23 protein-coding genes are annotated in these 25,021 nt (G+C 73.0%); 16 read left to right on the top strand and 7 right to left on the bottom strand.

Annotation, left to right across the window (positions count from 1 at the left end; genetic code table 11):
* Nucleotides 1–165: 165 nt before the first annotated feature.
* Entirely contained in the window at nucleotides 166–1,827 is a 1,662-nt protein-coding gene (locus OHA34_RS02725) for a TROVE domain-containing protein (RefSeq protein WP_329520589.1), read from the top strand.
* A gap of 68 nt (nucleotides 1,828–1,895) precedes the next feature.
* On the opposite strand, the gene OHA34_RS02720 is transcribed toward OHA34_RS02725, so the two are convergent.
* Both OHA34_RS02720 and OHA34_RS02715 read right to left on the bottom strand, forming a co-directional pair.
* Nucleotides 1,896–3,227 carry a DUF2252 domain-containing protein gene (locus OHA34_RS02720; protein WP_285943549.1) on the bottom strand — a complete coding sequence of 444 codons (1,332 nt, stop codon included), beginning with the start codon at nucleotides 3,225–3,227 and terminating at the stop codon, nucleotides 1,896–1,898.
* 52 nt (nucleotides 3,228–3,279) lie between these two features.
* On the bottom strand, nucleotides 3,280–4,374 hold the full coding sequence (locus tag OHA34_RS02715) for an L-erythro-3,5-diaminohexanoate dehydrogenase (protein WP_329520588.1): 1,095 nt from the start codon (nucleotides 4,372–4,374) through the stop codon (nucleotides 3,280–3,282).
* A gap of 170 nt (nucleotides 4,375–4,544) precedes the next feature.
* Between OHA34_RS02715 and OHA34_RS02710 the strand changes: the two genes are divergently transcribed.
* From OHA34_RS02710 to OHA34_RS02690, 5 genes are all read left to right on the top strand, one after another.
* Nucleotides 4,545–5,969 (top strand): KamA family radical SAM protein, encoded by a 1,425-nt coding sequence (locus OHA34_RS02710; protein WP_285943551.1) that lies wholly within the window; start codon nucleotides 4,545–4,547, stop codon nucleotides 5,967–5,969.
* Nucleotides 5,970–6,012: 43 nt separating this feature from the next.
* Nucleotides 6,013–7,371, top strand: a complete 1,359-nt coding sequence (locus tag OHA34_RS02705) for a cytochrome P450 (RefSeq protein ID WP_329520587.1) — start codon at nucleotides 6,013–6,015, stop codon at nucleotides 7,369–7,371.
* An 85-nt stretch (nucleotides 7,372–7,456) separates the two neighbouring features.
* Nucleotides 7,457–8,506, top strand: a complete 1,050-nt coding sequence (locus OHA34_RS02700) for a hypothetical protein (protein WP_329520586.1) — start codon at nucleotides 7,457–7,459, stop codon at nucleotides 8,504–8,506.
* Nucleotides 8,507–8,587: 81 nt separating this feature from the next.
* On the top strand, nucleotides 8,588–9,697 hold the full coding sequence (locus tag OHA34_RS02695; RefSeq protein WP_329520585.1) for a DUF3616 domain-containing protein: 1,110 nt from the start codon (nucleotides 8,588–8,590) through the stop codon (nucleotides 9,695–9,697).
* A 67-nt stretch (nucleotides 9,698–9,764) separates the two neighbouring features.
* The gene (locus OHA34_RS02690; protein WP_329520584.1) at nucleotides 9,765–10,994 is read left to right on the top strand and encodes an acyl-CoA dehydrogenase family protein; all 1,230 of its coding nucleotides are present in this window, start codon (nucleotides 9,765–9,767) and stop codon (nucleotides 10,992–10,994) included.
* A gap of 81 nt (nucleotides 10,995–11,075) precedes the next feature.
* Here the strand turns inward: OHA34_RS02690 and OHA34_RS02685 are convergent, their stop codons facing one another.
* Nucleotides 11,076–11,714: a sulfotransferase family protein gene (locus tag OHA34_RS02685; protein WP_285943556.1), complete on the bottom strand. Its 639-nt coding sequence runs from the start codon at nucleotides 11,712–11,714 to the stop codon at nucleotides 11,076–11,078.
* Nucleotides 11,715–11,896: 182 nt separating this feature from the next.
* On the opposite strand from OHA34_RS02685, the gene OHA34_RS02680 reads away from it, so the two are divergent.
* Entirely contained in the window at nucleotides 11,897–12,085 is a 189-nt protein-coding gene (locus OHA34_RS02680; protein ID WP_285943557.1) for a YegP family protein, read from the top strand.
* A 99-nt stretch (nucleotides 12,086–12,184) separates the two neighbouring features.
* Here OHA34_RS02680 and OHA34_RS02675 read toward each other — a convergent pair whose 3' ends face one another.
* Both OHA34_RS02675 and OHA34_RS02670 read right to left on the bottom strand, forming a co-directional pair.
* Nucleotides 12,185–12,403, bottom strand: coding sequence for a hypothetical protein (locus OHA34_RS02675; protein WP_285943559.1), 219 nt, complete (start codon nucleotides 12,401–12,403; stop codon nucleotides 12,185–12,187).
* A gap of 89 nt (nucleotides 12,404–12,492) precedes the next feature.
* Nucleotides 12,493–12,804 (bottom strand): hypothetical protein, encoded by a 312-nt coding sequence (locus tag OHA34_RS02670; protein ID WP_329520583.1) that lies wholly within the window; start codon nucleotides 12,802–12,804, stop codon nucleotides 12,493–12,495.
* Between the two features lie 468 nt (nucleotides 12,805–13,272).
* Between OHA34_RS02670 and OHA34_RS02665 the strand changes: the two genes are divergently transcribed.
* The 9 genes from OHA34_RS02665 to OHA34_RS02625 all read left to right on the top strand — a co-directional run bounded on the left by OHA34_RS02665 (nucleotide 13,273) and on the right by OHA34_RS02625 (nucleotide 23,368).
* A complete protein-coding gene (locus OHA34_RS02665) occupies nucleotides 13,273–14,493 on the top strand; it encodes a hypothetical protein (protein ID WP_329520582.1) in 1,221 nt (406 codons plus the stop codon).
* Between the two features lie 426 nt (nucleotides 14,494–14,919).
* On the top strand, nucleotides 14,920–15,459 hold the full coding sequence (locus OHA34_RS02660) for a DUF1707 and FHA domain-containing protein (protein ID WP_285943563.1): 540 nt from the start codon (nucleotides 14,920–14,922) through the stop codon (nucleotides 15,457–15,459).
* A gap of 169 nt (nucleotides 15,460–15,628) precedes the next feature.
* The gene (locus tag OHA34_RS02655) at nucleotides 15,629–16,834 is read left to right on the top strand and encodes an ROK family transcriptional regulator (RefSeq protein WP_285943564.1); all 1,206 of its coding nucleotides are present in this window, start codon (nucleotides 15,629–15,631) and stop codon (nucleotides 16,832–16,834) included.
* Between the two features lie 44 nt (nucleotides 16,835–16,878).
* Nucleotides 16,879–18,207, top strand: a complete 1,329-nt coding sequence (locus OHA34_RS02650; protein ID WP_329520581.1) for an ABC transporter substrate-binding protein — start codon at nucleotides 16,879–16,881, stop codon at nucleotides 18,205–18,207.
* Nucleotides 18,208–18,209: 2 nt separating this feature from the next.
* Nucleotides 18,210–19,184, top strand: coding sequence for a carbohydrate ABC transporter permease (locus OHA34_RS02645; protein WP_329520580.1), 975 nt, complete (start codon nucleotides 18,210–18,212; stop codon nucleotides 19,182–19,184).
* On the top strand, nucleotides 19,181–20,104 hold the full coding sequence (locus OHA34_RS02640) for a carbohydrate ABC transporter permease (protein WP_329520579.1): 924 nt from the start codon (nucleotides 19,181–19,183) through the stop codon (nucleotides 20,102–20,104). The genes OHA34_RS02645 and OHA34_RS02640 overlap by 4 nt, the downstream gene beginning before the upstream one ends.
* Nucleotides 20,105–20,109: 5 nt before the next feature.
* Entirely contained in the window at nucleotides 20,110–21,357 is a 1,248-nt protein-coding gene (locus OHA34_RS02635) for a 6-phospho-beta-glucosidase (protein ID WP_285943843.1), read from the top strand.
* Nucleotides 21,357–22,391 (top strand): N-acetylglucosamine kinase, encoded by a 1,035-nt coding sequence (locus OHA34_RS02630; protein WP_329520578.1) that lies wholly within the window; start codon nucleotides 21,357–21,359, stop codon nucleotides 22,389–22,391. The genes OHA34_RS02635 and OHA34_RS02630 overlap by 1 nt, the downstream gene beginning before the upstream one ends.
* Nucleotides 22,392–22,438: 47 nt before the next feature.
* Nucleotides 22,439–23,368 (top strand): TIGR03619 family F420-dependent LLM class oxidoreductase, encoded by a 930-nt coding sequence (locus OHA34_RS02625; RefSeq protein WP_285943569.1) that lies wholly within the window; start codon nucleotides 22,439–22,441, stop codon nucleotides 23,366–23,368.
* Between the two features lie 39 nt (nucleotides 23,369–23,407).
* On the opposite strand, the gene OHA34_RS02620 is transcribed toward OHA34_RS02625, so the two are convergent.
* Complete coding sequence (locus tag OHA34_RS02620) at nucleotides 23,408–23,848, bottom strand: Lrp/AsnC family transcriptional regulator (RefSeq protein ID WP_285943570.1); 441 nt, start codon at nucleotides 23,846–23,848, stop codon at nucleotides 23,408–23,410.
* Nucleotides 23,849–23,939: 91 nt separating this feature from the next.
* Nucleotides 23,940–25,019, bottom strand: a complete 1,080-nt coding sequence (locus tag OHA34_RS02615) for a LacI family DNA-binding transcriptional regulator (protein ID WP_329520577.1) — start codon at nucleotides 25,017–25,019, stop codon at nucleotides 23,940–23,942.
* Nucleotides 25,020–25,021 lie beyond the last annotated feature (2 nt).

Raw genomic sequence — 25,021 nt, 5'->3', positions numbered from 1 at the left:
GGAGAGGTTGCGGGTTCGATTCCCGCCACCGGGCGAAAATCCGGTGTAGCTCAATCGGTAGAGCACTTAATCCCGGTGGGCGCCACCACATCCGTCCTCCTCTCGCGGGCCAGCCACTCCCCCACATCCGCCGACCGCGGCGGGTCGAGCAGACGGAGGCCGACGATGGCCCGTGATCCCCTCGCGTCCGTGTCCGGCATCGCGACGCCCCAGTCGCGCCCGATCCCCGGGCGCGAGGCCGACCAGGTCCGCAACAACGCCGGCGGCTACGGGTTCTCCAAGGACCTGTGGACCCGTCTGGAGGACTTCCTGATCCTCGGCACGACCGGCGGCACCTACTACGTCGGGCAGGACCGTCTCACCGCCGACAACGCCCGGGTCGTGTTCGACGCCGTTCAGGCCGACGGTGTCCGGGTCGTGCGGCTGCTGACGGAGATCTCCACGGCCAGGCCGCCGCGGGCGCCGAAGAACCGGCCGGCGCTGTTCGCGCTCGCCGCCGCCGCGGCGCGCGGTGACGCGGGCACCAAGCAGGCGGTAAAGGCGTCGCTGGCCCAGGTCGCCCGGACCACCGATCATCTCGCGTCGTTCTTCGGCTACTTCAAGAACCTCGGCGGCAAGCCGAGCGCCGAGGGCACCTCACCCGTGGTCGGCCGCGCGATGCGCACCGCGCTGGGGTCGTGGTTCCTGGCCGGGGAGGTGAACCAGGTGGCGTGGCGGGTGTGCAAGGCGCGGCAGCGCACGACCCCGTCCGGCGAGGCGATGGCACTGCGGGACGTGCTGCGGATCGCGCACCCCAAGGCCGACGGCCCGGGGCGGCGCGCCCTGTTCGGCTGGATCGCCGGCAACGTGAGCGACGCCGACGCCCGCGGGCTCGTGCCGGCGATCGACGACTTCCTGACCGCGCAGGCGGCCACCGCCCCGGCGGACGCGATTCGCGTAGTGGGCGAACGGCGGGTGCCGTGGGAGTTCCTCCCGGACGCCGCGCTGAAGGACCCGGAGGTGTGGGACTCGCTCGTCGACACGATCGGGATGACGGCCCTGATCAGGAACCTGGCGCGGATGACGCGGCTCGGGACGCTCAAGCCGGCGGGCGACGCGACGCGGCGTGCCGCGGCGCGCCTCACCGACGCCGGGGCGCTCTCGAGGGCGCGGGTCCATCCGATGGACCTGTTCCTGGCGCTGCGGGTCTACCAGGCCGGTCAGGCTCAGCCGAACATGAACGCCGCCGTGCAGCGGTGGGCTCCCGTCCCCGCGATCGCCGACGCTCTGGAGGGTGCGTACGAGCTGTCGTTCGGGCACATCGAGCCGTCCGGCCGCAAGCTCCTGGTCGCCGTGGACTCGTCCGGTTCGATGGGGTGGAGCCGGCTCTTCTCGGGCGGGACCCCGCTGGGCACCTGCTACGAGGTCGGCAACGCGATGGCCGTCATCCTCAACCGGATCGAGGGCGCGAACTGTCACGTCATCGACGTCGACACCGGCATGCACCCGTCGAAGGTGACGGCCCGCACGAACCTGCGTGAGATCCGGTCCTGGCATCCGTCGGGCGGTGGCACGGACCTCGCGATCCCGTTCCAGTGGGCCGAGCGTGAGCGCCTGGACGTGGACGGGGTCGTGGTGTTCACCGACAACGAGACGTGGGCGGGGTCGTCGCACCCGACGCAGGCCCTGGCCTCCTACCGGGCCGGGGTCAACCCGCAGACCCGGGTGATCATGGCGGCGCTGGCCGCGAACGGTCACAGCGTCGGCGACCCCGGCGACCCCGGCGTGCTGAACATGGCCGGGATCGACGGGTCCCTGCCGACCGTGGTGAACGGCTTCATCCGCTGATCACCGGCTGATCGGCTCGACGCTCCGACCGTCCTCGGGGAACTCCCCACCCATGAATGCCTCCTCGGTTAGAGGCCGGGGATCTGGCCGTTGCGGAAGGCGTCGACGAAATAGCGGTGGTCGTCGCGGGCCACCGCGGCGTATTCCATGCCGAAGGCCACCATGGCGTCGACGAAGGAGCTCTCGTCCGGTCCGATCGCGGCGCTGATGGCGTCCTCGACCTGGAAGCCGACCAGGGTGTGGTCGGAGTCGCTGTCGGACACGCAGTGCACCTTGGCGGTGGCGCGGCCGAGGTCGTCCAGGATCGAGAGCATCTCCTCGGGCTCGGTGAGGCCCGACCAGTCGAGGTCCTCCTCGTAGGGCGAGAGCTCCTGCACGACGAAGCCGACGCCGTCGATCTGGGTGTGGCCGAGCCAGGGGTCGGTGTTGGCCTGGAGCGCGCGGCGGGAGACGGCGGTGCGGTGGCCGTGGTGCTGGAAGTAGTCGCGGATCCGGGCGTCGTCGACGATCCGGCTCGGCGCGGCCACGTTGCCCTGCTTCATCGACAGGACGACGTCGTTCTCCAGCGCCTGGCTGTGCCCCTCGACCAGCAGGTTGTAGGCCGACAGCCCGGCCGAGCCGATGCCGAACCCCGAGGCGCCGACGATGTCCTTGACCTCGTAGGTGAGGCTGCCGAACCGCTTCTCGTGCGGGATGGTGGTCAGGTAGTCGCGGTAGGCGGCCTCGACCTTGGCGCGCTCGTCGGCGCCGAGGCGCCGCACGCCGGCGCGGTCGCGGAACCGCCGCTCGTGCCGGTCGACCAGCGTCATCTCGTCCAGCAGCCCGACGCGGGTCGAGGAGAGCGCGGCGACCAGCACGCCGCGCACGTGCCCGTCGGCGGTGTCGAGGGTCAGCGCGAACTCGTGGTCGTCGTCGTTGGCCGCGAAGTGCCGGACCTGGTCGACGTAGGCGCGCACGTAGGTCTCGATGAGGCGGCGGATGTCGGTGTCGGAGATCGCCTTGCTCCAGGCCAGCAGGCCGAGGCTGGCGACCAGCCGCTTGACGTCCCAGGTGAAGTGCCCGACGTAGGCCTCGTCGAAGTCGTTGACGTCGAAGACGAACACGCCGTCGTCGTTCATGTAGGTGCCGAAGTTCTGCGCGTGCAGGTCGCCCTGGATCCACACCCGGGCGGTGCGCTCGTCGGCCCACGGGTCCTCGTCGCCGGCGATGTCGGCGTAGAACAGGCAGGCGCTGCCCCGGTAGAAGGCGAACGGGTCCGAGGCCATCTTGCGGAACCGGCGGCGGAACTCGGCGGGGCTGCGCTCCATCAGGCCCGAGAACGCGCCGACGAGCACGTCCACGATCTGGGCCTGCCGCTCTCGGGGGTCCCGCCGCCGCAGGTCCTCGGTGATGCTCGCCATCCGGTTCTCTCCCTCGATGATCTGATGCGTCCGCGCCGGGGGGCGCATCAGGTCATTGTGCCGAATCGGCGCCGTGCCGGGCGGAGAACAGCGCACGAACCCCGGGTTCGGAGCGGAGCAGGTCGAGGGCGGTCGCGGCGTGCCCGGGGACGTATCCGTTGCCGATCAGCATGGTGACGTCGGCGGCGAGCCCCTCGGCGCCGAGCGCGGCGGCGGAGAACGAGGTGGCCATCGAGAAGAACACCACGGTGCCACCGGGCGCGGTGGCCAGGATCGCGCCGTGCTCGCAGCCGGGCACGTCCACGCACACCACGGTCACGTCGGCGGGCCCGCCGATCGCCGCGGCGACGGCGACGGGGTCGCGGGCGTCGGCGCGGACGACGGCGTCGGCGAGCCCGGTCGCGGCCAGCCGGGCCTCCTCGTCCGCGGTGGGGACCAGGCCGATCGTGCGCGCGGCCCCGGCGCGGCGGGCGGCGGCCAGCGACAGCGACCCGCTCTTGCCCGCCGCGCCCAGCACGGCGACGACCGGGCCGGACGGGGCGGCGTCCGCGCCGTTCCGGGCGGCGGCGCGGTCGGCGACGACGCGGGCCACGACGCGGTGGGTGAGGGCGGGGGCGCCGCACACGTCCATGACCGACAGGGCGAGCGGGACGGGCAGGTCGCCGGGCAGGACGGCGGCGATCGACCGGGCGAACAGGATGGCGTGCCCCTCGGCCGGGACCTGCTCCGACAGCCCGTCCCAGCGGGCCAGGCCGTCGGTGAGGGCCAGCGGGGTGAGGGTGAGCGACACCAGCGTGGCGATGCGGTCGCCCGGCCTGAGGCCGAGCGGGGAGTCGGGGCCGGCCTCCTCGACGACGCCGACGAGCATCCCGCCCGAGCCCGTCACGGGGTTGTGCATCTTCCCGCGCGCGGTGACGATCTCCAGCACCTCGCGGCGGATCGCCCCGGGGTCGCCGTCGTGGGCGGTGTGCAGCTGCCGGTAGGACGCCGCGTCGAGGTTGAGCCGCTCCACCCGCACCCGGACCTCGTCCGGCCCGATCCGCGGGTCCGGGTCCAGCCGGAGCGCCGCCTGGGGCAGCACGCCCGCCGGCTCCAGCACGCGGTGCAGGCCCACCGCGGTCTCCGTCCCGGTTCGTTCCTCGATCATCTGACCATCCCCGTCCCGACTGTTGGCGTCTGTTGGCGCCCGCTTGGGTCACTCTTGAGTAACCACGGAAGATGTCCCGGGCACCACTGGTTTCGACGAAAGTCTTCCCGTAACGTCTGGTCTATACAAGACTTTTATGCGACCAATCGTTCCGTGAGGAGGGGTCGACGATGACCACCGCCCTGCACCCCGGAGCGGGCACCGCCCGTCCCGGCCAGGCCGCAGACCAGCCCTACGCCTACCGGCGCCGGCCGCTGGAGGAGCCCGACTGGCGCCGCCTCCCGGGCTGGCGCGACGTCACGGCCGCGGAATGGGAGTCGGCCCAGTGGCAGCGCGCCCACTGCGTGAAGAACCTGCGGCAGCTCCGCGCGCTGATGGGCGACCTGCTGGACGAGTCGTTCTACGCCGACCTGGAACGCGACCAGGCCGAGCGCGCCACGATGTCGATGCTGGTCACCCCGCAGATGCTCAACACCATGGACACCTCCTCCACCGAGGCGTTCCACGCCGACCCGGTGCGCCGCTACATGATCCCGGTGCTCACCGACCGGCGGACGGACTGGCCCTCGCACCCCTGCTCGGCGCGCGACTCGCTGCACGAGGCCGAGATGTGGGCGGTCGAGGGCCTCACCCACCGCTACCCGACCAAGGTGCTGGCCGAGCTGCTGCCCACCTGCCCGCAGTACTGCGGGCACTGCACCCGGATGGACCTGGTCGGCAACTCGACGCCGGCGGTCGCCAAGCACAGGTTCACCGCCAAGCCCCCGGACCGGCTCGGCGCCATGCTCGACTACCTGCGCCGCACGCCCGGCGTCCGCGACGTGGTCGTCTCCGGCGGCGACGTGGCCAACCTGCCCTGGGCGCGGCTGGAGTCGTTCGTCGGCGACCTGCTCGACATCGACAACGTCCGCGACATCCGGCTGGCCAGCAAGGCGCTGATGGGCCTGCCGCAGCACTGGTTGCAGGATGAGGTCAGGGCCGGGATGGAGCGGCTGGCCGCCAAGGCGCACGCGCGCGGCGCGCACCTGGCGATCCACACCCACGTCAACGCCGCGCAGTCGGTGACCCCGCTCGTCGCCCGCGCCGCGCGGGCGATGCTCGAGGCCGGCGTCCGCGACGTGCGCAACCAGGGGGTGCTGCTGCGCGGCGTCAACGACTCCCCCGCCGCACTGCTCGACCTGTCGTTCGCGCTGCTCGACGAGGCCGGGATCATGCCGTACTACCTGTACATGTGCGACATGATCCCCTACAGCGAGCACTGGCGGCTGGCGGTGTGGGAGGCCCAGGAGCTCCAGCACGCGATCATGGGCTACCTGCCCGGGTTCGCCACCCCGCGGATCGTGTGCGACGTCCCGTACGTGGGCAAGCGGTGGGTGCACCAGCTCGCCGACTACGACCGCGAGCGCGGCGTCTCCTACTGGACCAAGAACTACCGCACCGGGCTGGAGGTGGGCTCGGGCGGCGGAGCGCGCGGCGCCGACCCCGACGCCCTGACCCGCCGGTACGAGTACTACGACCCGATCCACACGCTGCCCGAGGCGGGCCGGGCGTGGTGGCGGGACCGGGCGGCGGAGGAGGAGGGCGCCGCCGGGTGACCTGGCGGGCCGGGCCCTCCGGCGGAGGAATATCCTCACGTGGGTGACTTCCGACCTGATGGCCCGGTTCCCGATCGGCGCCGCCGCGACGGTCGCCTCCCTCGAGGACGACCCGCATCCGCTCCTCGCCCGGCTCCGCGCGGACGAGCCGGTGTCCTGGCTGCCCGCGCTCGACGGCTGGCTGGTGACCTCGCACGCCCTGGCCGTCCGGGTGATGCGGGACGCCGCCGCGTTCACCGTCGACGACCCGCGCTTCTCCACCGCGCGGCTCGTCGGGCCGAGCATGCTGTCGCTGGACGGCCGGGCGCACACCCGGCACCGTGAGCCGTTCGCCCGGCCGTTCCGTCCCGCGCAGACCAGGGAGCGCTTCACCGCGTTCGTCCAGGCCGAGGTGGACCGGCTGGTCGCCGCGCTCGCCCCGGCCGGGCGGGCCGAGCTGCGCGGCGACCTCGCGGGGCCGCTGGCCGTCGCGGTGGTCGCCGAGGCGCTCGGCCTCGAGGGGGTCGACGCCGCCACGATCCGCTCCTGGTACGGGGCGTTCGTCGACGCCGTCTCCGACCTCACCGCCGGCGGCGACGTCCCCGAGCGCGCACGGGAGGCCCACGGGCTCCTCCGAGAGGCGGTCGAGGCGGCACTGTCGGACGGACCGGAGCGAAGCGAGGACCGCCCGACAGCCCGACAGGGGTCTGGGGGTCGCCCCCCAGGAGAATCGGAGCCGGCCGGACCGGAGCGAAGCGAGGACCGCCCGACAGCCCGACAGGGGTCTGGGGGTCGCCCCCCAGGAGAATCGGAGCCGGACGGACCGGAGCGAAGCGAGGACCGCGCGAGCTCGCTGCTCGCCGAGGCCGCCCACCAGGACGAGGGACTCACGGTCGCCGAGGTGGTCGCCAACGCCGCGGTGCTGATGTTCGGCGGTATCGACACCACCGAGGGCATGATCGTCAACGTGGCGCACCACCTGCTGGCGGCCCCCGGCGCGGCCGCGGCCGTCCGCGCGGAGCCCGGCCTGCTGGACGCCGCGATCGAGGAGTCGCTGCGGGTGGAGCCGTCGGCGTCGGTGGTCGACCGGTACGCCACCCGCGACACCGATCTCGGCGGTGCCCCCGTCCGCGCGGGCGACCTCGTCCGGGTGTCGATCGCGGGCGCCAACCGGGACCCGGAGGTCTTCCCCGCCCCGGACCGCTTCGACGTCCGGCGCGGCAACTCCGCCGACCACCTGGCGTTCGCGCACGGCCCGCACTTCTGCTTCGGCGCCCATCTGGCCCGGCTGGAGGCGCGCACCGCGCTGCACGCGATCCTGGAACGGCTGCCGAACCTGCGGCTGGACCCCGCGCGGCCCGCCGCGGCGCACGGGCTGGTCTTCCGCAAGCCCCCGCACGTGCACGTCCGCTGGGACATCTGACCCCGCGTACCCTCCCCCGCGAGGGGGAGGCTCATCGCCCGCAGCGGGGAGGCGTCCGCCGCACCACGCCGGAAGCATCGTCGGCATGAGGACGATGACGCAAGGACCCAACGCCCCGGTCCTGCCCGGCCGGCGGGCCGCCGCGCCGCCCCGGCGCCCGGCCCGCCTGTCCGGCCCACGGCTGACCGGAGTCGCACTGGGCTGGGTGGTGGCCTACGGGGCGCTGAGGATCTACTGGCGACTCGGGCACGCGCCCGGCGACCTCTCGCCCGTCGGCACCGATCTGGTCGTCCTGGACGGCTGGGACTCCGTGGGGCTGTGCGCCCTCGCCCTGCCGGTGATCATCGCGCTCGGGTCCGGCCGGGCCCTGAGCCTCGACGGCACGGCCAGGCGGACGCTGCTGGTCGCCGCCGGGGGCGTCGCGATCGCCTTCGCCGCCTGCGCGGCGCTGCTGCTGCTCGACGTGATCGGGGCGATCCTGCCGGGCCTCGGCATCGAGTTCTATCCGATCGGGGCGCTCAGCAGGTCCGCCTGCCTGGCCTCGGGCGTCCTCATGGCGCTGGCGGCGCGCGACTACCGGCGGCGCACGCGTGCGGGCTGCGGCGCCTGCGGCGGTGCCGCCGCCGCCCCGGGCCCACTGGACCGCACCCCCCGCTGGGCCTACGCCGCCGCGTACTTCGCGGTCGCCGGATGCCTGGTGCGGATCGCCGCCCAGGCCGCCGTCGGATTCGGGCAGAACCCGATGTCCTCCGGCGTCTCGGCCGTCCTGTTCGAGGTCGGGTTCGTGCTCGGCGGGAGCGTGCTGCCGCTGGCCCTCGTGCACTCCTGGGGACGGACGTGGCCGCGCTGGACGCCCCGCGCGGCCGGGCGCCGGATCCCGCGCCGGCTGGTGCTGTGGCCCGGGGCCGGGATCTCCGGCGCGCTGGTCCTCTACTTCGGTCTCATGCTGCTCCAGATGTTCTGGGAGCGACTGAACGGCCGCAACCCGTTCCCGGCCACCGGCGGCCTGGACCTGCCCGAGACGTTCTTCTGGTTCGCGGTCCCTGGCTACTTCGCCTGGGGCGCCGGGATGGCCGTCGCGGCGGTCGCCTACGCCCGCCGCACCCGCACCGCCTGCCGGACCTGCGGGCACTGAGCCGCCGGACTGCGCCGCCGGGAGGCCGCCGGCCTCGGCGGAGCCCGCCGTCCGGAGCCGGCTCTGTGGGAACATCTGCGCATGATCGTGGAACGCCGGGTGGAGCTGCGCTTCGGGGCCGAGAGCCGGGAGGCCGGGACGCACACCAACCTGTCGGCCGTCCGGCGGGACGGGCCCTGCCTGTGGGTGGCGGGCGACGAGACCGCCACCATCGAGCGGCTGACCGCGACCACCGACGCGCGGGGCCGGGTCACCGGCTACGGCGGGCAGCGCTCGGTCGCGCTCGCGGACCTCGTCCCGCTGCCGGCCGGTCCCGGCGAAGAGGCCGACATCGAGGGCCTGGCGTGCGCCGGCGGGTGGCTGTGGGCGGTCGGCTCGCACAGCCTCAAGCGCAAGAAGATCAAGCCCGGCCACTCCCCCGCCAAGGCGCGCCGGAGGCTGGCCTCGATCGTGCGCGAGGACAACCGCTTCATCCTGGTCCGGCTCCCCCTGGCCGCCGGTGCGGACGGGCTGCCCGAGGTGGTGCGCGAGGACGGCGGCCGTACCGCCGCCGTGCTCGGCGGTCGGGGCGACTCCATCACCGACCTGCTGGGGGACGATCCGCACCTGGCCCCGTTCCTGTCGATCCCGAGCAAGGACAACGGCATCGACATCGAGGGGGTCGCCGCGCACGGCGACCGGCTCTACATCGGATTGCGGGGGCCCGTGCTGCGCGGCTGGGCGGTGCTGCTGGAGATCCGTCCCGAGAGCCACCTCGACGACCCGTCCCGGCTGCGGCTCGCGCCGGTCGGCGACGGCGGCGAGCCGTACCGCACGCATCTGCTGGACCTCGGCGGGCTCGGCATCCGCGACCTGTGCCCGCACGGCGACGACCTGCTCGTCCTCACCGGGCCGAGCATGGACCTGGACGGGCCGGTGCGGGTCGTGCGCTGGCCGGAGGCGGCCAAGGCCGACGCGGCGTGCGTCGTCCCGGCGGACGGGCTGGAGCCGCTCGGCGACCTCCCTCACGGCGAGGGCACCGATCACGCCGAGGGCATCGGGGTCCTGGACGACCCGGCCGGCGGCGGCATCCGGCTGCTGGTGGTCTATGACAGCCCCGCGCCCGGCCGGCTGACGCCGGGCGGCGGTGTGCTCGCCGATATCGTGACGCTGGGCGGGCGGCCCGCGGCCCCGGCCGCCACCCCGGGGTAAGTGCGCGCTTGCTATCTCTGCTTGGATGGGCAGCGCATCCGGCAGGCGGTCGAAAGGCGAGGCGAGCATGATCGAGTGGTCCGACGAAGACCTGATGATCCGGGACGCTGTGCGCGACTGGATCGAGGCGGAGGTCCGGCCCAACCTGGACGCGCTGGACGCGGGCGAGATGCCGCCCTACGACCTGATCCGCGGCCTCTACAAGACCTTCGGCATGGACGAGATGGCGCGCGCGTCGTTCCACTCGCGGCTGAAGAAGGAGCGCGCCGCCGCGTCCGGCACGGGTGAGGGCGACCCGGGCGAGGACGGCGCGGCCGAGGCGGGCGGCGGCAACGCGTCCATGACGATGCTCCCGGTGATCGAGCTGTGCAAGGTCGCGCCCGGCCTGGTGTCGGCGATGGGCGTCAGCCTCGGCCTGGCCGCCGGGACGATCATGAAGCGCGGCACCGCCGAGCAGAAGGAGCGCTGGGGGCTGGACCTGCTGACCATGGAGAAGGTGGGCGCCTGGGCGATCACCGAGCCCGACTCCGGGTCCGACGCGTTCGGCGGCATGCAGGCCACGGCCCGCAAGGTCGGCGACGAGTACGTCATCAACGGGTCCAAGACCTTCATCACCAACGGCCCGTACGCCGACACGATCGTGTTCTACTGCAAGCTCGACGACGGCCGCGACCCGCGCGACCGCGAGATCCTCACCTTCGTCCTCGACCGCGGCATGCCCGGCCTGGACCAGAGCAGGCCGCTGCGCAAGATGGGCCTGCACTCCTCCCCCACCGGCGAGCTGTTCCTGGACGACGTGCGGGCGGGCGCCGACCGGCTCCTGGCCGCGGGCGCGGGCGGCGGCAGGGAGTCGGCCAAGCAGAACTTCGTCACCGAGCGCGCCGGGGTCGCGGCGATGTCGCTCGGCGTCATCGAGGAGTGCCTGAAGCTGTCGGTCGAGTACGCCAAGTCCCGCGAGCTGTGGGGGCAGCGGATCGGCGACTTCCAGCTGATCCAGCTCAAGCTCGCCAAGATGGAGGTCGCCCGCCTCAACGTGCAGAACCTGGTGTTCCGGCACGTGGAGATGCAGAAGGCCGGGCGCACCCCCACCCTCGCCGAGGCGTCGGCGATGAAGCTGTACTCGGCGCAGGCCGCCAGCGAGGTCGCGATGGAGGCCGTCCAGCTCTTCGGCGGCAACGGCTACATGAGCGAGTACCGGGTCGAGCAGCTCGCCCGCGACGCCAAGTCGTTCCAGATCTACGCGGGCACCGACGAGATCCAGGTGACCCACATCGCCCGGGACCTGCTCTCGCGCTGACCGGGCGGCCGGCCGCACGAACCGGCGGCGCGGTGCCGGCGTCCGGACACGGACGGCGCCGGCACCGCGGTGGTCGGCCTGCTATGCCTGGTCGAACCTCTCCATCATCATCGCGTTGATCGCGGCGCGGTCGTTCAGGCGGGGGAACTCCTCGTCGGGCACGGGAACGCCCAGGAAGGAGCAGAGCGGCTCCCAGCCCTGCGCGACCTCGAACACCAGCAGGCGCTCCGCCGGGATCTCCCGGCGGACCGTCTCGGTGTGCTCCTCGAAGACGCCGATGGCGTGGGCCCGGTCGGCGAACCGGCCGCCGAACGTGTCCTCCCACACCGCCTTGTCGGCGATGGCGCGCACGCTCCGGTAGACCCCCGACGGGTCCGGCGGGGCGGGCCGCCGGGTGAACTGGTAGATGCTGTCATGGACGCTCTCCCACCACTTCCCCGGATCCCGGACGGTGAGGATCATCTTGGCGTCCGGATAGGCGGCCGACAGCTCCCGCCAGTAGCCGGCGCTGGGCCAGTCCACGCAGGACCGGTACCCCTCGAACACGACGTCCCAGTCGACGTCCTCGCCGCGCGCGACGGGCATCCACAGATCGCCCTGCGCCGAATTCTCGACCAGCTCCAGCATGTGATGGCACGGACCGAAGCCGAGTCGTTCCAGGGCAGCCTTCATCGACAGCGTGCCGGTGCGTCCGAACCCGGCACCAATGACCTCGAGCACAGAGAAGCTCCTTTCGTCGGGGCGCTCCTCCCAGCATCTCCGACACCGTCGGCGCCGGACAGTCTCTTGGGCGTCGTCTCCCGGTGAGGCGGGGGTGGCGGACGGGCCGCACATGGCCCCGACACTCCCAAACCTTCACCAAACAGCGTTGTTCTCGCAGGTCCAGCGGGTAGCCGACGGCTATGGCAGCCAAATTCGAGATCTTCAAGGACCACGCCGGCGAGTTCCGCTTCCATCTCAAGGCCCCCAACGGGGAGATCATCGCGGCCAGCCAGGGCTACACCACCAAGGATTCCGCGCTGAACGGCGTCGACGCGGTCCGCCGCTCCGCCGAAGCACGCGTCGAGGACCTGACGACCTCCACCGCCTGACCCCTCGGCCGCCGGCCCGGTTCAACGAATCGATCGCCGGGGAGATCGTCCGGCGAGGCACCGGCGCCATGCCCCACCTGCTCTGACGAGCCGGCCCGGCTAGTCGACGGCGCTCTCAGCGCTCTCCGGGTCGCTGTGCTCGATCGAGATGAAGTCGGCGTACTCACGGAGGTCGTCCTCGTCGAGCCACACCCGCATGAACACATGCGCGTGCGTGTCGAACCGGATCTCGATCACCTCGGGGTCGCTGCTGTACGGCACCCACCACCAGCGCGTCACCCAGATTCCGCTGCCGAGCGAGTGCAGAAGTTCGGCCATCCGCCGTCGGTGCTCGGCTGACGCCGTGGCCGACCACTCGGTGACCAGTGCCCGAGTCCGTGTGGTCGGTCGCAGCCGCCGCCGCATGGCTACCCCTCGAGTCGCCTCGCCATGTCCGCGAAGCTCACCTCGGCCGGCTCGCCTGGAACGTCGCGGGTCTCCCGGATCGTCTGACGCAGGTCGGTTGTCGACTCGAGCCGGACCATCCCGTCAACACTCTCCGCAAACCGCACCAGGTGGTCAACATTCTCCGTCCGGCCATACACGGCCACGACCTGCGCAAGCGACCGGAACAGATCCCGCCGCTCACCCGGCGTCAACGCGTCCCACACGGCCATGGCCTGCACCATCACCGGATCCTCGGCCGATGGGGCACCCGGACGCGTGAACTCGACAGCCACAACGAACTCCCTCCGCGGGCACCCTCTTGCCCGGCTCACCGTAGAGGCAGCGCCGAGATCCGCAAGAGCGCCGCACCGAACCGATATCAGGCTGGCCAGAGTGGGACGATGCCGACCAGCTTGCGCGGTTCCTCGACCGGCACGCCGACGCGCAGGTCCTCTCCCTCGTCCTGGAGTCGCGCCAGGTCTTCCGCCATGTCGGCGTCCTTACCGCCGGCCGGGCGGATGCCGCCGCCGGGGCACCGGCTCGTCACTCTTCGCCAGAGAGGACCGGTCGCAGCCGAACATTCGGTGATCGCGAACCGAACCTCGTTGGCGGTTTCGGAGTCAGACACCGGTATGACCGCCCCCGCCTCCCCTGCATCCCCTGAATCCCGCCCGGACGCGACCGCGGAAGTGAGCACGTCAACCCCCCGTACGAGCAACCGACGGCAGCGCGGGCTGATCGCGGGTGCCGTGGGAGTCGCCTTGCTCCTGTCGGCCGGGGTCGTGGTTGTCAGCGCCGGCTCGGGTGACGATGAGGGCGACGGCGGGCCCGAGTTCGCGGCGATCCCGAAAATCTCCAAGAATCACCTCGCCGCAGCCTTTGCCCCCGCCATCCAGATGCCCGGGAAGTGTGACGGCCTCGTCTCTCGCAAGACGGCCGCCAAGGTGGCCCCGCAGGCGAAGGCGGCCAAGATCAGCGGCCTCAGCGCATCGGATCGTCTGGGCTGCGTCTGGCGATCCAATGATCAGGCGAGGGACGTCGGCGGAAAGAAGCGAGTTCTTCAGGCGTTCGTCACACGGTCGGAATCGGTACCCGGCGCCATGGAGTCGTTCAGGCAGGAACGGGATATGGCCTACACGTTCTTCAAAAACAAAACAAACGTGGAAGACAGGCGGCGGCCAAAGCCGGAGAGCCTCACGGGCGTCGGCGAGGAAGCGATCTACTACGGCACGGAAACCTGGGGTGCGCATTCCTACGTCACTGTGGTATTTCGCGTGAAGAACATCACCGTCAAGGTCGAGTACTTTGGCGAAGACCATTCCGGTGGCCGGTTGACCCTGCCTCCGATGGAGAGCCTGCGGCCTCGCGTGTTCGCTGCGGCGGTGGACGCCGCCCGGAACCTGGGGTCCACCGCCGGAGCCGAGCCGAAGATCACGAAGCCTGCGGGAGGGACGCCGCCGCTCGGGAAGCTGCCCGGGCCGTGCGGGTTGGTCACCAAGGCGACCCTGGACAAGCTGGGCGGCCCCAAGCCGGGAACTCCGGTGCACAAGGACAGGAACCTCGACTTTGGGAAGGGGCTGCAGTCGGGTACGGAAATCGCGAGTTGCGAGTGGGTCCAAGAGGCGGGTCTCGGTGGATTCACGGTGGCGAGCATCCGTACTCCCGATGAGGTTCCGGGAATCGGCGCGGACATCGCGAAGCGCCGGCACTGGTCCAGATTCCCTGTTTCCCAGGACAACAAGAATTTCAGTCTGCTGCGCGGGCCGGGCGAGGAGGCGTCCATCAGATCGCTTGACTACGAGAACTGCCCTACCCGGCCGAGGGACAGGGGATGCGCGGAGCTCAGCTTCCGGATAAGCAACGTCCTGGCGACTGTCTGGTACGCGGGCAGGACAAAGGACGGAGAATACTTGTCGTACGACCAGATGGCCCGCCGTGCCTATGCCGTCGCCACCGACGGCGCCAGATCGATGCCCCGTTGACGGCCGTCTCTTCAGCGCGGGTCGGGCGTTATGCAGGACCTGGCGAAGTTGGGCGGCGTAGGCGCGCGGTGCGCGGTGTTGCCGTTGTGGCCCGCTGCGCGTCTGGATGGACGAGGACGGGATACCGGAGATCCTCGAACGGGACCGCCTCGGACGCGCGATGCCCGGCATCGGCGGCACCTGCGCACACGTGTCCGACCGCATGCGGGCCGAGTTGGTCGCGGCGCTCCAGACGCGACCGGCGGAGACCCGGCGGAAGATCGTCTCCCAATCGTCTCCCGACCGCTCCGCAGGCGAAGGGGCTCGAGACGGGCGAGAGCGAACTTCCCGTGTCCAAAGGGCGTCTAACATGCCAGAGTGCGCGTGATCAATGATCTTCTACCTTCTCGCTAGACAGTAAACGACAGGATCTGGATACTCACAGCTATGGACGGTCAGCCCTCATATCCGGTGAGAGCGTCCGACATGGAGCGGGACCGGGCCCTTCAGATGCTCGGCGACCAGGTCGCCGAGGGCCGGATGTCGAACGAGACGTTCGAGCGCCGTGTCGACCAGGTGCTGCGCGCCCGCAGCCAGGCCGAGCTCGCCGACATCGTGCACGACCTGCCGCCCACCGGCAGGGTGGTCAACCGGCTCACCGGCATCATCTCCTCGGTGTCCCAGGCGACCGCGCGCATCGAGGCGGCCTGGCGGGCGCCGCGGCTGCCCCGGTTCATGCTCCCCCCGGCCGGCCTGACCCGCATCGTGGTCGGCCGCGCGCCGGGCTGCCAGTTCATCCTCACCGACCTGACCGTGTCGCGGTTCCACGCCGAGATCTACCAGGACGAGGAGTCCTGGATGGTCTCCGACCTCGGCTCGATGAACGGGACCCGGGTGAACGGCTGGCGGCTGACCGGCCCGGCCCGCGTCCGCGCCGGCGACGAGGTCGGCTTCGGCAACTCCAGCTTCATCGTCGCCGCCCCCTGAGGCACTCCTGAAGCGCCCCCCGAGCCGCTCCTGAGCCGGACCCGTGCCGCCCCGGCGCGGAGTGCGCGGCCGGTCCCGGCCACACCACCTCCCTTGACCCGTTCGTAAGGGTTGTTTACTTTCTCGTCCAAGTTAGGAAACCTTCCTAACTCAGGAGGGAGCGGCGCCCGTGCCGACGCCCACGCCGGGAACCCCCAGCATGCTGCGGGCCATCAACGACCGCGCGGCCCTGGAGGCGCTGCTGTCGCGGGGCCCGCTCACCCGGCCGCAGCTCTCGGACCTGACCGGCCTCTCCAAGCCGACCGCGTCCCAGCTCCTGGCGCGGCTGGAGGAGGCCGGGCTGGTCGTCCGGGACGGGATCCGCGAGGGGCTGCCCGGCCGCACCGCCGGGCTCTACCGGATCAACCCGGGGGCCGCGCACGTGGCGGGCGCCGACGTGACCCCGGCCCGCGTCCTCGCCCGCGTCGCCGACCTCACCGGGACGGTCGTGGGCGAGCACACCCTGCCCACGCCGGGCCGGTCCGGCGTCGACGTCGTGGCCCGGGTCGGCGCCGCGCTGGACGGAGCGGCCGCGGCGGCCGGCCTCACCCGGTCCCGGCTGCGGCGCGCCGTGATCGGCATCCAGGGCGCGGTGGACCCGGGCACCGGCCGGCTCGGCTACGCCGCGCACATCCCCGGCTGGCACGTCCCCGGCCTGGTCGGCACGCTCACCGCCGGCCTCGGCCTGCCGGTCGCGATCGAGAACGACGTCAACCTGTCGGCCCTGGCCGAGCTGGCGGGCGGGCAGGCCGCCGGGGCGGGCGACTTCGTGCTGCTCTGGGTCGCCGACGGCGTCGGCATGGCCGTGGTGCTGAACGGTGCGCTGCACCGGGGCGCCACCGGCGGCGCGGGCGAGATCGCCTACATGCCCGCGGCCGGCGGGCCGCGCGACCACGACGCGCGGCTCGCCCACACCGGGCGCGTGCAGGGCCTGACGGGCGGCGCGGCCGTGCTCAGGCTGATGCGCGAGCACGGCTTCCGGGGACGCGACGCCGCCACCGCCCTCACCCGCGCCGCCGCGGCGGCCGGAGCCTCCGAGAAGGCGCCGGACGGGCCCGCGGAGGCGGCGCTGGCCGAGCTGGCCGCGCGGCTCGGCACGACCCTGGCGGCCGTCGTGGCGGTCCTGGACCCGGCACTGATCGTCCTCACCGGCGAGGTCCTGCGGGCCGGCGGCGAGCCGCTGCGCGCGCGGGTCGAACGGCATCTGCACGCACTGGCCGTCCCGCGTCCCGCGGTGCGGCTCAGCTCCCTCCAGGACAACCCCGTCCTGGCCGGGGCGCTCCAGCAGGCCCTCCAGGAGACCCGCGACGAGGTCTTCTCCGACACCACCTCCTGACCCGACGGCCGCCCCGGCCGTCCCTCCCCCGAAGGAGAACCGGAGTGCGCACCCCCACACCACGCCGGATCACGGCGGCCCTGGCCGCCCTGGGCCTCGGCCTCACGTCCGCCTGCACGGCCGGCGGCGGCGGCGGAACCGGCGGCGGCCCGAAGACCGACGAGAAGCAGACCCTCCAGGTGTGGCACGGCTGGAGCGCCGACCACGAGGTCAAAGGGTTCGAGGACGCGGTCGACGGCTTCCGCAAGCTGCATCCGAACATCACCGTGAAGGTCACCGGCAACCAGACCGACGACCAGATCACCAACGCCATCCGCGGCGGGAACCCGCCCGACGTCGTCGCCTCCTTCACCACCGACAACCTCGGGCAGTTCTGCCAGAGCGGCGCCTGGCAGGAGCTGACGCCGCGGCTGCGCGAGGACGGCGTCGACCTGAACATGTTCCCGAAGGCCGTCCAGGACTACACCCAGTTCAAGGGCAGGCGCTGCGCCCTGCCGCTGCTCGCCGACGCCTACGGCCTCTACTACAACACCGCGCTGATGAAGGGGAACGCGCCGCCCAAGACCATGAGCGAGCTGACGGCGCTGGCCAAGAAGCTCACGGTGCGCGCCCCGGACGGGACCATCAAGGTCGCCGGGTTCATGCCGTCGGTCCAGTACTACGAGCACACCCCGCAGCACATCGCCACCAGCTTCGGAGTGAAGTGGCTGACCCCCGCCGGCACCGCGAACTTCTCCAAGGACCCCGCGTTCAAGGCGTACCTGAAGTGGGAGAAGGACCTGCTCGACTGGTACGGCTACGACAACGCCAAGAAGTTCATGCGGAGCATGGGCCAGGAGTTCGAGGCGTCCAACCCCTTCCAGAAGGGCAAGGTCGCCATGGCCGTCGACGGCGAGTGGCGCACCAAGTTCATCCAGAAGGAGGCGCCCGCGCTGGACTACGGCACCGCCCCGCCGCCGGTCTCCGACGACCGGGCGGCCCAGTACGGCGGCGGCTTCACCCTCGGCACCATCATGGGGATCCCGCGCGGCTCCAAGCACGCCGAGGCCGCCTGGGCGTTCGTCAAATACCTCGCCACCGACACCGGCTCGCTGGTCACCATGGCCAACGCGCTCGGCAACGTGCCGAGCACGCTGCCGGCGCTGTCGTCGCCGGGACTGAAGCTGCCCGCGCAGTTCGGGACGTTCCTCAACGTGTTCAAGCACCCGGCGACCACCACCAGCCCGTCCAGCCCGAACGGCGGCGACTACCTCGTCCAGCTCCAACGGTTCGTCCAGGACGAGTGGGAGACCGGCAAGGTCAAGGACCCCGACCAGGGGCTTCGCGACCTCGACGCGAAGGTCGACAAGGCGCTCGAGCTGGCGGGCGGCTGAGGATGGCCGCCGTCACCGGCGCCTCCGCGGCGGCACCGCGCGGGCGGACGGCCGGCGCGCGGGCGCGGCGCCACCGCCGGCTCCGGGTGCTGGCCTTCCTGTCGCCGTGGCTCATCGGCTTCACGCTGTTCTTCGGGTATCCGCTGCTGGCCACGGTGTACTTCTCTTTCACCCGGTACGACCTGTTCAACCTGGAGTACGTCGGCCTGACCAACTACCGGTACCTGTTCGGCGACCAGGACGCCCGGCGGTCCATGTTCAACACGCTGTGGCTGGTCGCGCTCATGGTGCCGCTGCGGGTGCTGTTCGGGCTGGGCGCGGCGCAGCTCCTGGCCCACCTCAAGCGCGGCGGCGGCCTGTTCCGCTCGATCTTCTACCTGCCCTACCTGGTCCCGCCGGTGTCGGCGACGGTCGCGTTCGTGTTCGTGCTGAACCCGGGGACCGGGCCGGTCGACCACCTCGCGGACCTGGCCGGGATCCCGCTGCCCGACTGGTTCAACGACCCCGGCTGGAGCAAGCCCGGCCTCGCGCTGCTCGGCCTGTGGGCCGTCGGCGACGTGATGATCATCCTGCTGGCCGCCGTGCTGGACGTGCCGCGGCAGCTCTACGAGGCCGCCGAGATCGACGGTGCGGGCCCCTGGCAGCGGTTCCGGCACATCACCCTGCCCACCGTCTCCCCCGTGCTGGCGTTCGCCGCGGTGACCGGGGTCATCCAGACCCTCCAGTACTTCACCCAGGCGATGGTCGCGGGGAAGGTCGCGGCCGGGCAGAGCGACCAGCCCGGCACCCAGCTCGCGCCCGGCTACCCCGGCGGCTCCACGCTGACGTTCCCGCAGTACCTGTACGACGAGGGGTTCCGGCAGTTCAACATGGGCTACGCGTGCGTGCTGGCGCTGCTGCTGTTCGCCGTCGCGATGCTCTTCACCCTGCTGCTGCTCCGGCAGTTCCACTCCTTCGCCGACGGGGAGGCGTCATGACCGGCACCGCGGCCCGCGCACTGACCCGCACCGCGGCCCGCGCACTGACCCGCACCGCGACCGCGCCGGCAGGCGGCCGTCCGCGCCGGGGCCCCGGCGGCCCGCGCGGGCGGCGGGCGCTGCTGTGGGTGGCCGCGCACGCGGTCGCGATCGCGCTGTCGCTGATGTTCCTGGCGCCCCTGCTGTTCATGTTCCTCACCGCGGTGATGTCGGACGAGCAGACGCTCAGCGGCGACCTGTGGCCCGCGCACTGGCAGTGGGGCAACTTCACCGAGGTGCTGTCGGGCGACATGGCGCGCTGGCTCGGCAACAGCCTGCTGTACGCGGTGCTCGGCACGCTGTTCATGCTGGTGTCGAGCGTCCCGGTCGCCTACGCGCTGGCCCGGTTCAGGTTCCGGGGCCGCAAGGTGGCGTTCGTGCTGGTCATCACCACGATGATGCTGCCCCCTCAGATCACCGTGGTGCCGCTGTACATCGTCTGGGCGCGGTTCGAGCTCACCGGGACGCTGTGGCCGCTGATCCTGCCGCTGCTGTTCGGCGACGCCTTCTCCATCTTCCTGCTGCGGCAGTTCCTGGTGACGATCCCGCGCGACTACGCCGACGCGGCCCGGGTGGACGGCTGCGGCGAGTTCACCACCATGGTGCGGGTGGTCCTGCCGATGGCGCGGCCCGCGCTGGCGGCGGTGGCGCTGTTCCAGTTCTTCTACTGCTGGAACGACTACTACGGGCCGCTGGTGTACGCCAAGCCCGACGCCTGGCCGCTGGCCGTGGGCATCGCCACCTTCCGCGCGGCGCACAACGTCGAATGGAACCTGACCATGGCCGCGACGCTGCTCACCGTGCTGCCGGTGATCGTCGTGTTCCTCCTCGCCCAGCGCGTCTTCGTGCAGGGCATCACACTGACGGGAGTCAAGGGTTGAAGCTGGTGGTCGTCGGGGGAGGCTCGACCTACACCCCGGAACTGGTCGACGGGCTCGCCCGTACGCGCGCGGAGCCGCAGGTCGGCGAACTGGTCCTGGCCGACCCGGACGCGGAACGGCTCGCCCTGGTCGGCGGCCTGGCCGCCCGGATGTTCGCCCGCGAGGGCCATCCGGGGACGGTCCGGACCACCACCGACCTCGACGGGGCGGTCGACGGCGCCGACGTCGTGCTGCTGCAACTGCGGGTCGGCGGGCAGGCGGCCCGGCACCTGGACGAGACGATCCCGCTCGCGTGCGGGTGCGTCGGGCAGGAGACCACCGGCGCGGGCGGGCTCGCCAAGGCGCTGCGCACCGTCCCGGTCGTGCTCGACATCGCGGCCCGCGTCGCCGCCCGCGCCCCGGACGCGTGGATCGTCGACTTCACCAACCCCGTCGGCATCGTCACCCGGGCGCTGCTGGACGCCGGGCACCGCGCGGTCGGGCTGTGCAACGTGGCGATCGGCGTCCAGCGGCGCTTCGCCGCGCTGCTGGGCGTCCCCCCGGACCGGGTCGAGGCGGGCCACGTCGGCCTCAACCACCTCACCTGGACCCGCTCGGCCCGGGTCGACGGGACCGACGCCCTCCCCCGGCTGCTGTCGGAGCACCTGGACGCGGTCGCCGCTGGGACCGGGCTCCCCGCACCGTTCATCGCGCGGCTCGGCGCCGTCCCGTCCTACTACCTGCGCTACTTCTACGCGCACGACCAGGTCGTGGAGGAGCTGCGCGGCTCGCCCTCACGCGCGCAGGAGGTGGCGGCGCTCGAGCGCGAGCTTCTGGCGATGTACGCCGACCCGGCCCTGGACACCAAGCCGGCCCGGCTGGAGGAGCGCGGCGGCGCCTTCTACTCCGAGGCCGCCGTCCAGCTCGTCGCGTCCCTCCTCGGCGACCGGGGCGACACCCAGGTGGTGAACGTCCGCAACGGCGGCACGCTGCCGTTCCTGGACCCGCGCGCCGTCATCGAGGTCCCGGCGCGGATCACCGCCGCCGGGCCGGTGCCGCTGCCCGTGGACCCGGTGGAACCGCTCTACGCGGGACTGATCGCGCACGTGTCGGCCTACGAGGAGCTGGCCCTGGACGCGGCGCTGCGCGGCGGCGCCGACCGCGTCGCCGCCGCCCTGCTGGCGCACCCGCTGGTCGGGCAGGCCGGCACCGCCGAGCGCCTCGCCCGCGACCTGATCGCCGCCAACCGCGCCCACCTGCCCTGGGCCACCTGATGCCGCCGGTGCTGGTCGCGGTCGACGGCGGCAACAGCAAGACCGACGTGGCCGTGGCCGGGGTCGGCGGGGAGCTGCTCGGCACCGCCCGCGGCGGCGGGTTCCACCCGCACCTCGGCGGCCTCGGCCCCGCGGTGGACGGGCTGACCGCCGCCATCGGCGGCGCGCTCGACGCCGCGGGCGCCGCGGCCGGCGACGTCGTCCACCTGGCCGCGTACCTGGCGAACGTGGACCTCCCCGACGAGGAGGAGCGGCTGAAGGGGCTCCTGCTCGCCCGCGGCGTCGCGCCGGACGTCACGGTCGGCAACGACACCTTCGCCCTGCTGCGCAGCGCCGCCACCGAGGGCTGGGGCGTCGCGGTGGTCTGCGGCGCGGGCATCAACTGCGCGGGCGTGGCGCCCGACGGCCGCACCGCCCGCTTCCCGTCCCTCGGCGCACACACCGGCGATTGGGGCGGCGGCGGCGAGCTCGGCCGGGCCGCGCTCTGGCACGCGGTGCGCGCCGAGGACGGCCGCGGCCCGCACACCGCGCTGTCGGCCGCGGTCGCCGCGCACTTCGGCGTGGACCGTGCCATCGACGCGGGCCTCGGCGTCCACCGGGGCCACATCGCCGAGAGCCGGCTCACCGGGCTGGCGCCCGTCCTGCTCGACGCCGCCGCGGCCGGCGACCCGGTCGCGCTCGGTGTGGCGGGACGGCTCGCCGAGGAGGTCGCGCTGCTCGGCTCGGTCGCGCTGCGGCGGCTGGATCTGCTGGAGATCCCCGCCGACGTCGTGCTCGGCGGCGGGGTGCTGGCCGCCCGGCGCCCCGTCCTGATGGACGCCGTTCGGGAATGGTACTCGCGCCTGGCGCCGCGGGCCCGGCTCGTCGTCCCCGGCGAACCGCCGCTGCTCGGGGCCGCCCTACTCGGCCTGGACCATCTGGCCGCCCCGCCCGCCGCGTACGCGGCGCTGCGCGCCGCGTTCCATCGCCGGACGTCCCCGGTGCAGGCGCGGACCGCGCTAGATCATCGAGGCGCGCCGGGGCACGGGCCTTGACACTGTAAGGCGCGGCCCGGGCGGAGATAGGGTCGGACCTTTCGACGATGACGAGGAGGAGCGCCGTGCTCATCGGGTTCGCCGTGCCGGTGTCGGGAGCGTGGGCCACCCCGGCCAACCAGGTGCTGATCGCCCAGCGGGCCGAGGAGCTCGGCTACCACTCGCTGTGGACGCTGCAACGGCTGGTCAACCCGGCCGACACCGCCGACCACACCTACCGCAACGTGTCCGATCCGCTGATCACCCTGGCCTACCTCGCCGGGTACACCAGCCGGGTCCGGCTCGGCGTGGCCATCGTCAACGTCCCGTTCACCTCGCCGCCGCTGCTGGCCAAGCAGGCCGCCACGCTCGACCATGTCACCGGCGGGCGGCTCGACCTCGGGCTCGGCCTCGGCTGGATGCCCGCCGAGTTCGCCGCCACCGGCGTGCCGATGGAGCGCCGCGGCGCCCGCGCCGAGGAGTTCGTCGCGGCGCTGCGCTCGCTGTGGGCCGACGAGGTGAGCGAGTTCCACGGGGAGTTCTACGACATCCCGCCGGTGCTGTTCGACCCCAAGCCGCTCCAGTCGCCCGAGCCGCCGATCCTGATGGGCGGCTCGTCCGAGCCGGCGCTGCGCCGCGCCGGCCGGCTCGCGGCGGGCTGGGTCAGCTCCAGCCGTGCCGACCTGGCCGGGATCGGGCGCTCGATCGAGATCGTCCGGGAGTCGGCCGAAAAGGCCGGCCGCGACCCGGCGGCGCTGCGGTTCGTGTGCCGGGGTGCGGTCCGGGTGCGTCCCGCGGGCGCCCCCGGCCGCCGGCCGCTGACCGGGTCGCACGAGGAGATCCGGTCCGACTTCGGGGTGCTCGCCGAGCAGGGCGTGACCGAGCTGTTCGTGGACGTGAACTTCGACCCCGAGCTGACCGGTCCGGACGCCGACCCCTGGGACTCGATGTACCTCGCGCGCGAGGCGCTGGACGCCTTCGCCCCGCCGCGGCTGTGACCGGTGCGGCGGGGCCCGCCGGGCCCCGCCGCCGGCGGATCACAGCGACGGTCGGCGGCCCTCCCAGGGGGTGCTGAGCACGACCGTGGTGCGGGTGGCGACGTTGGCGGCGGCGCGGATCTGCTGGAGCAGTTCCTCCAGCTCGTTCGGCGAGGCCACTCGCACCTTGAGGATGTAGCTCTCCTCCCCCGCCACCGAATGGCACGCCTCGATGGCGGTGAGGCCCTCCAGCCGCTCGGGCGCGTCGTCGGGCGCGGCCGGGTCGATCGGCTTGATCGACACGAACGCGGTCAGCGGCAGCCCGATCTGCTGGTGGTCGAGCTGGGCGGTGAAGCCCGTGACGATGCCGCGCTTCTGCAACCGCCGCACCCGCTGGTGCACGGCCGATACCGACAGCCCCGTCTCCTTGGCCAGATCGGTGAAGCTCATCCGGCCGTCGTCGGCGAGCAGGGCCAGGATCTGACGATCGATCTCCTCCACCCCGGAAATCTAGCGTGCCCGCGGGCGCCCTGCCGACCCCTCGGGGGATCACAGATCGGCGCCATCGCGCGCGGGCGGGGCCCCGGGCAGGTCAGGAGGCGCGCCCGGCCCCCCGCCCGCCGCCGCGTCCCGTCCCCCGGCCCGGCCCCCGCCCCGTCCTCGGCGGACCGCAGCTCCCCCGGACGACCAGCTCGGTCGGCAGCAGCACCGGCCCGGTCCGGCCCCGGCGGCTGCGGTCGCGCAGCAGCAGCTCGGTGGCGCGGTAGCCGATGTCGTGGGCGGGCCGCGCGACGGCGGTCAGCGGCGGGTCGCACAGCTCGGCCCACGGCGCGTCGTCGACCATCCCGATCGAGACGTCGGCGGGCACCCGCAGGTCGAGCTCGCGGGCGACCAGCACGGCCGCCTCGCCGAGCAGGTGCCCGGCCGCCAGCACCGCGGTCGCGTCCTGCCGCCGCTGCAACAGGCCCGCCGCCGCGGCGTAGGCGCTGTCGCGGGACGGCCGGGCGGTCACGACCAGGTCCTCGTCGACCGGGACGCCCAGCTCGCCCAGGGCCGTGCGGAAGGCCCGCTCCCGCACGCCCTGGACCGCCCGCGGCGCCGCCGCCCCGAGGAAGGCGACGCGGCGGTGGCCGAGGCCCACCAGGTACTCGGCGAGCGCGCGGACCCCGGCGCCGTCGTCGGCCCGGACCGACGGGATCTCCGGCAGCCCCGGCAGGGCCCGGTCGGCGAACACCACGCTGGCCCCGACGCCGGCGGCGGCGCGCCACTCGGCCGTCTCGCCGGCGGGGATCGCGATGATGCCGTCGACCCGCTGCCCGACGAGCCGGTCGACGATCTCGGCCTCGCGCGCCGCGTCGCCATGCGAGACGTCCAGCACCACGTGCTCGCCGAGGCTGGCGGCGCAGGCCAGCACGCCGGCGATCAGCTCGGCGCGGAACGGGTCGGTGACGTCGGGGACCACCAGGCCGATGCCGCCGCTGCTGCGCAGCTTCAGGCCGCGGCCGAGGGCGCTCGGGCGGTAGTCCAGCTCGGCCGCGGCGGCCAGCACGCGCGCGCGGGTCGGCGCGCTCACCGAGCCGGTGCCGGAGAAGACCCGCGAGACGGTGGCGATGCCGACCCCCGCCGCCGCGGCCACGTCCTTGATCGTCGCCGTCCGCCGCCCCTGCGCCACGC

The sequence above is a fragment of the Spirillospora sp. NBC_01491 genome, assembly GCF_036227065.1.
Classification (GTDB): domain Bacteria; phylum Actinomycetota; class Actinomycetes; order Streptosporangiales; family Streptosporangiaceae; genus Spirillospora; species Spirillospora xylanilytica.
The sequence above is the reverse complement of the archived record's forward strand: the minus strand, read 5'-3'. Positions and strand labels throughout refer to the sequence as shown.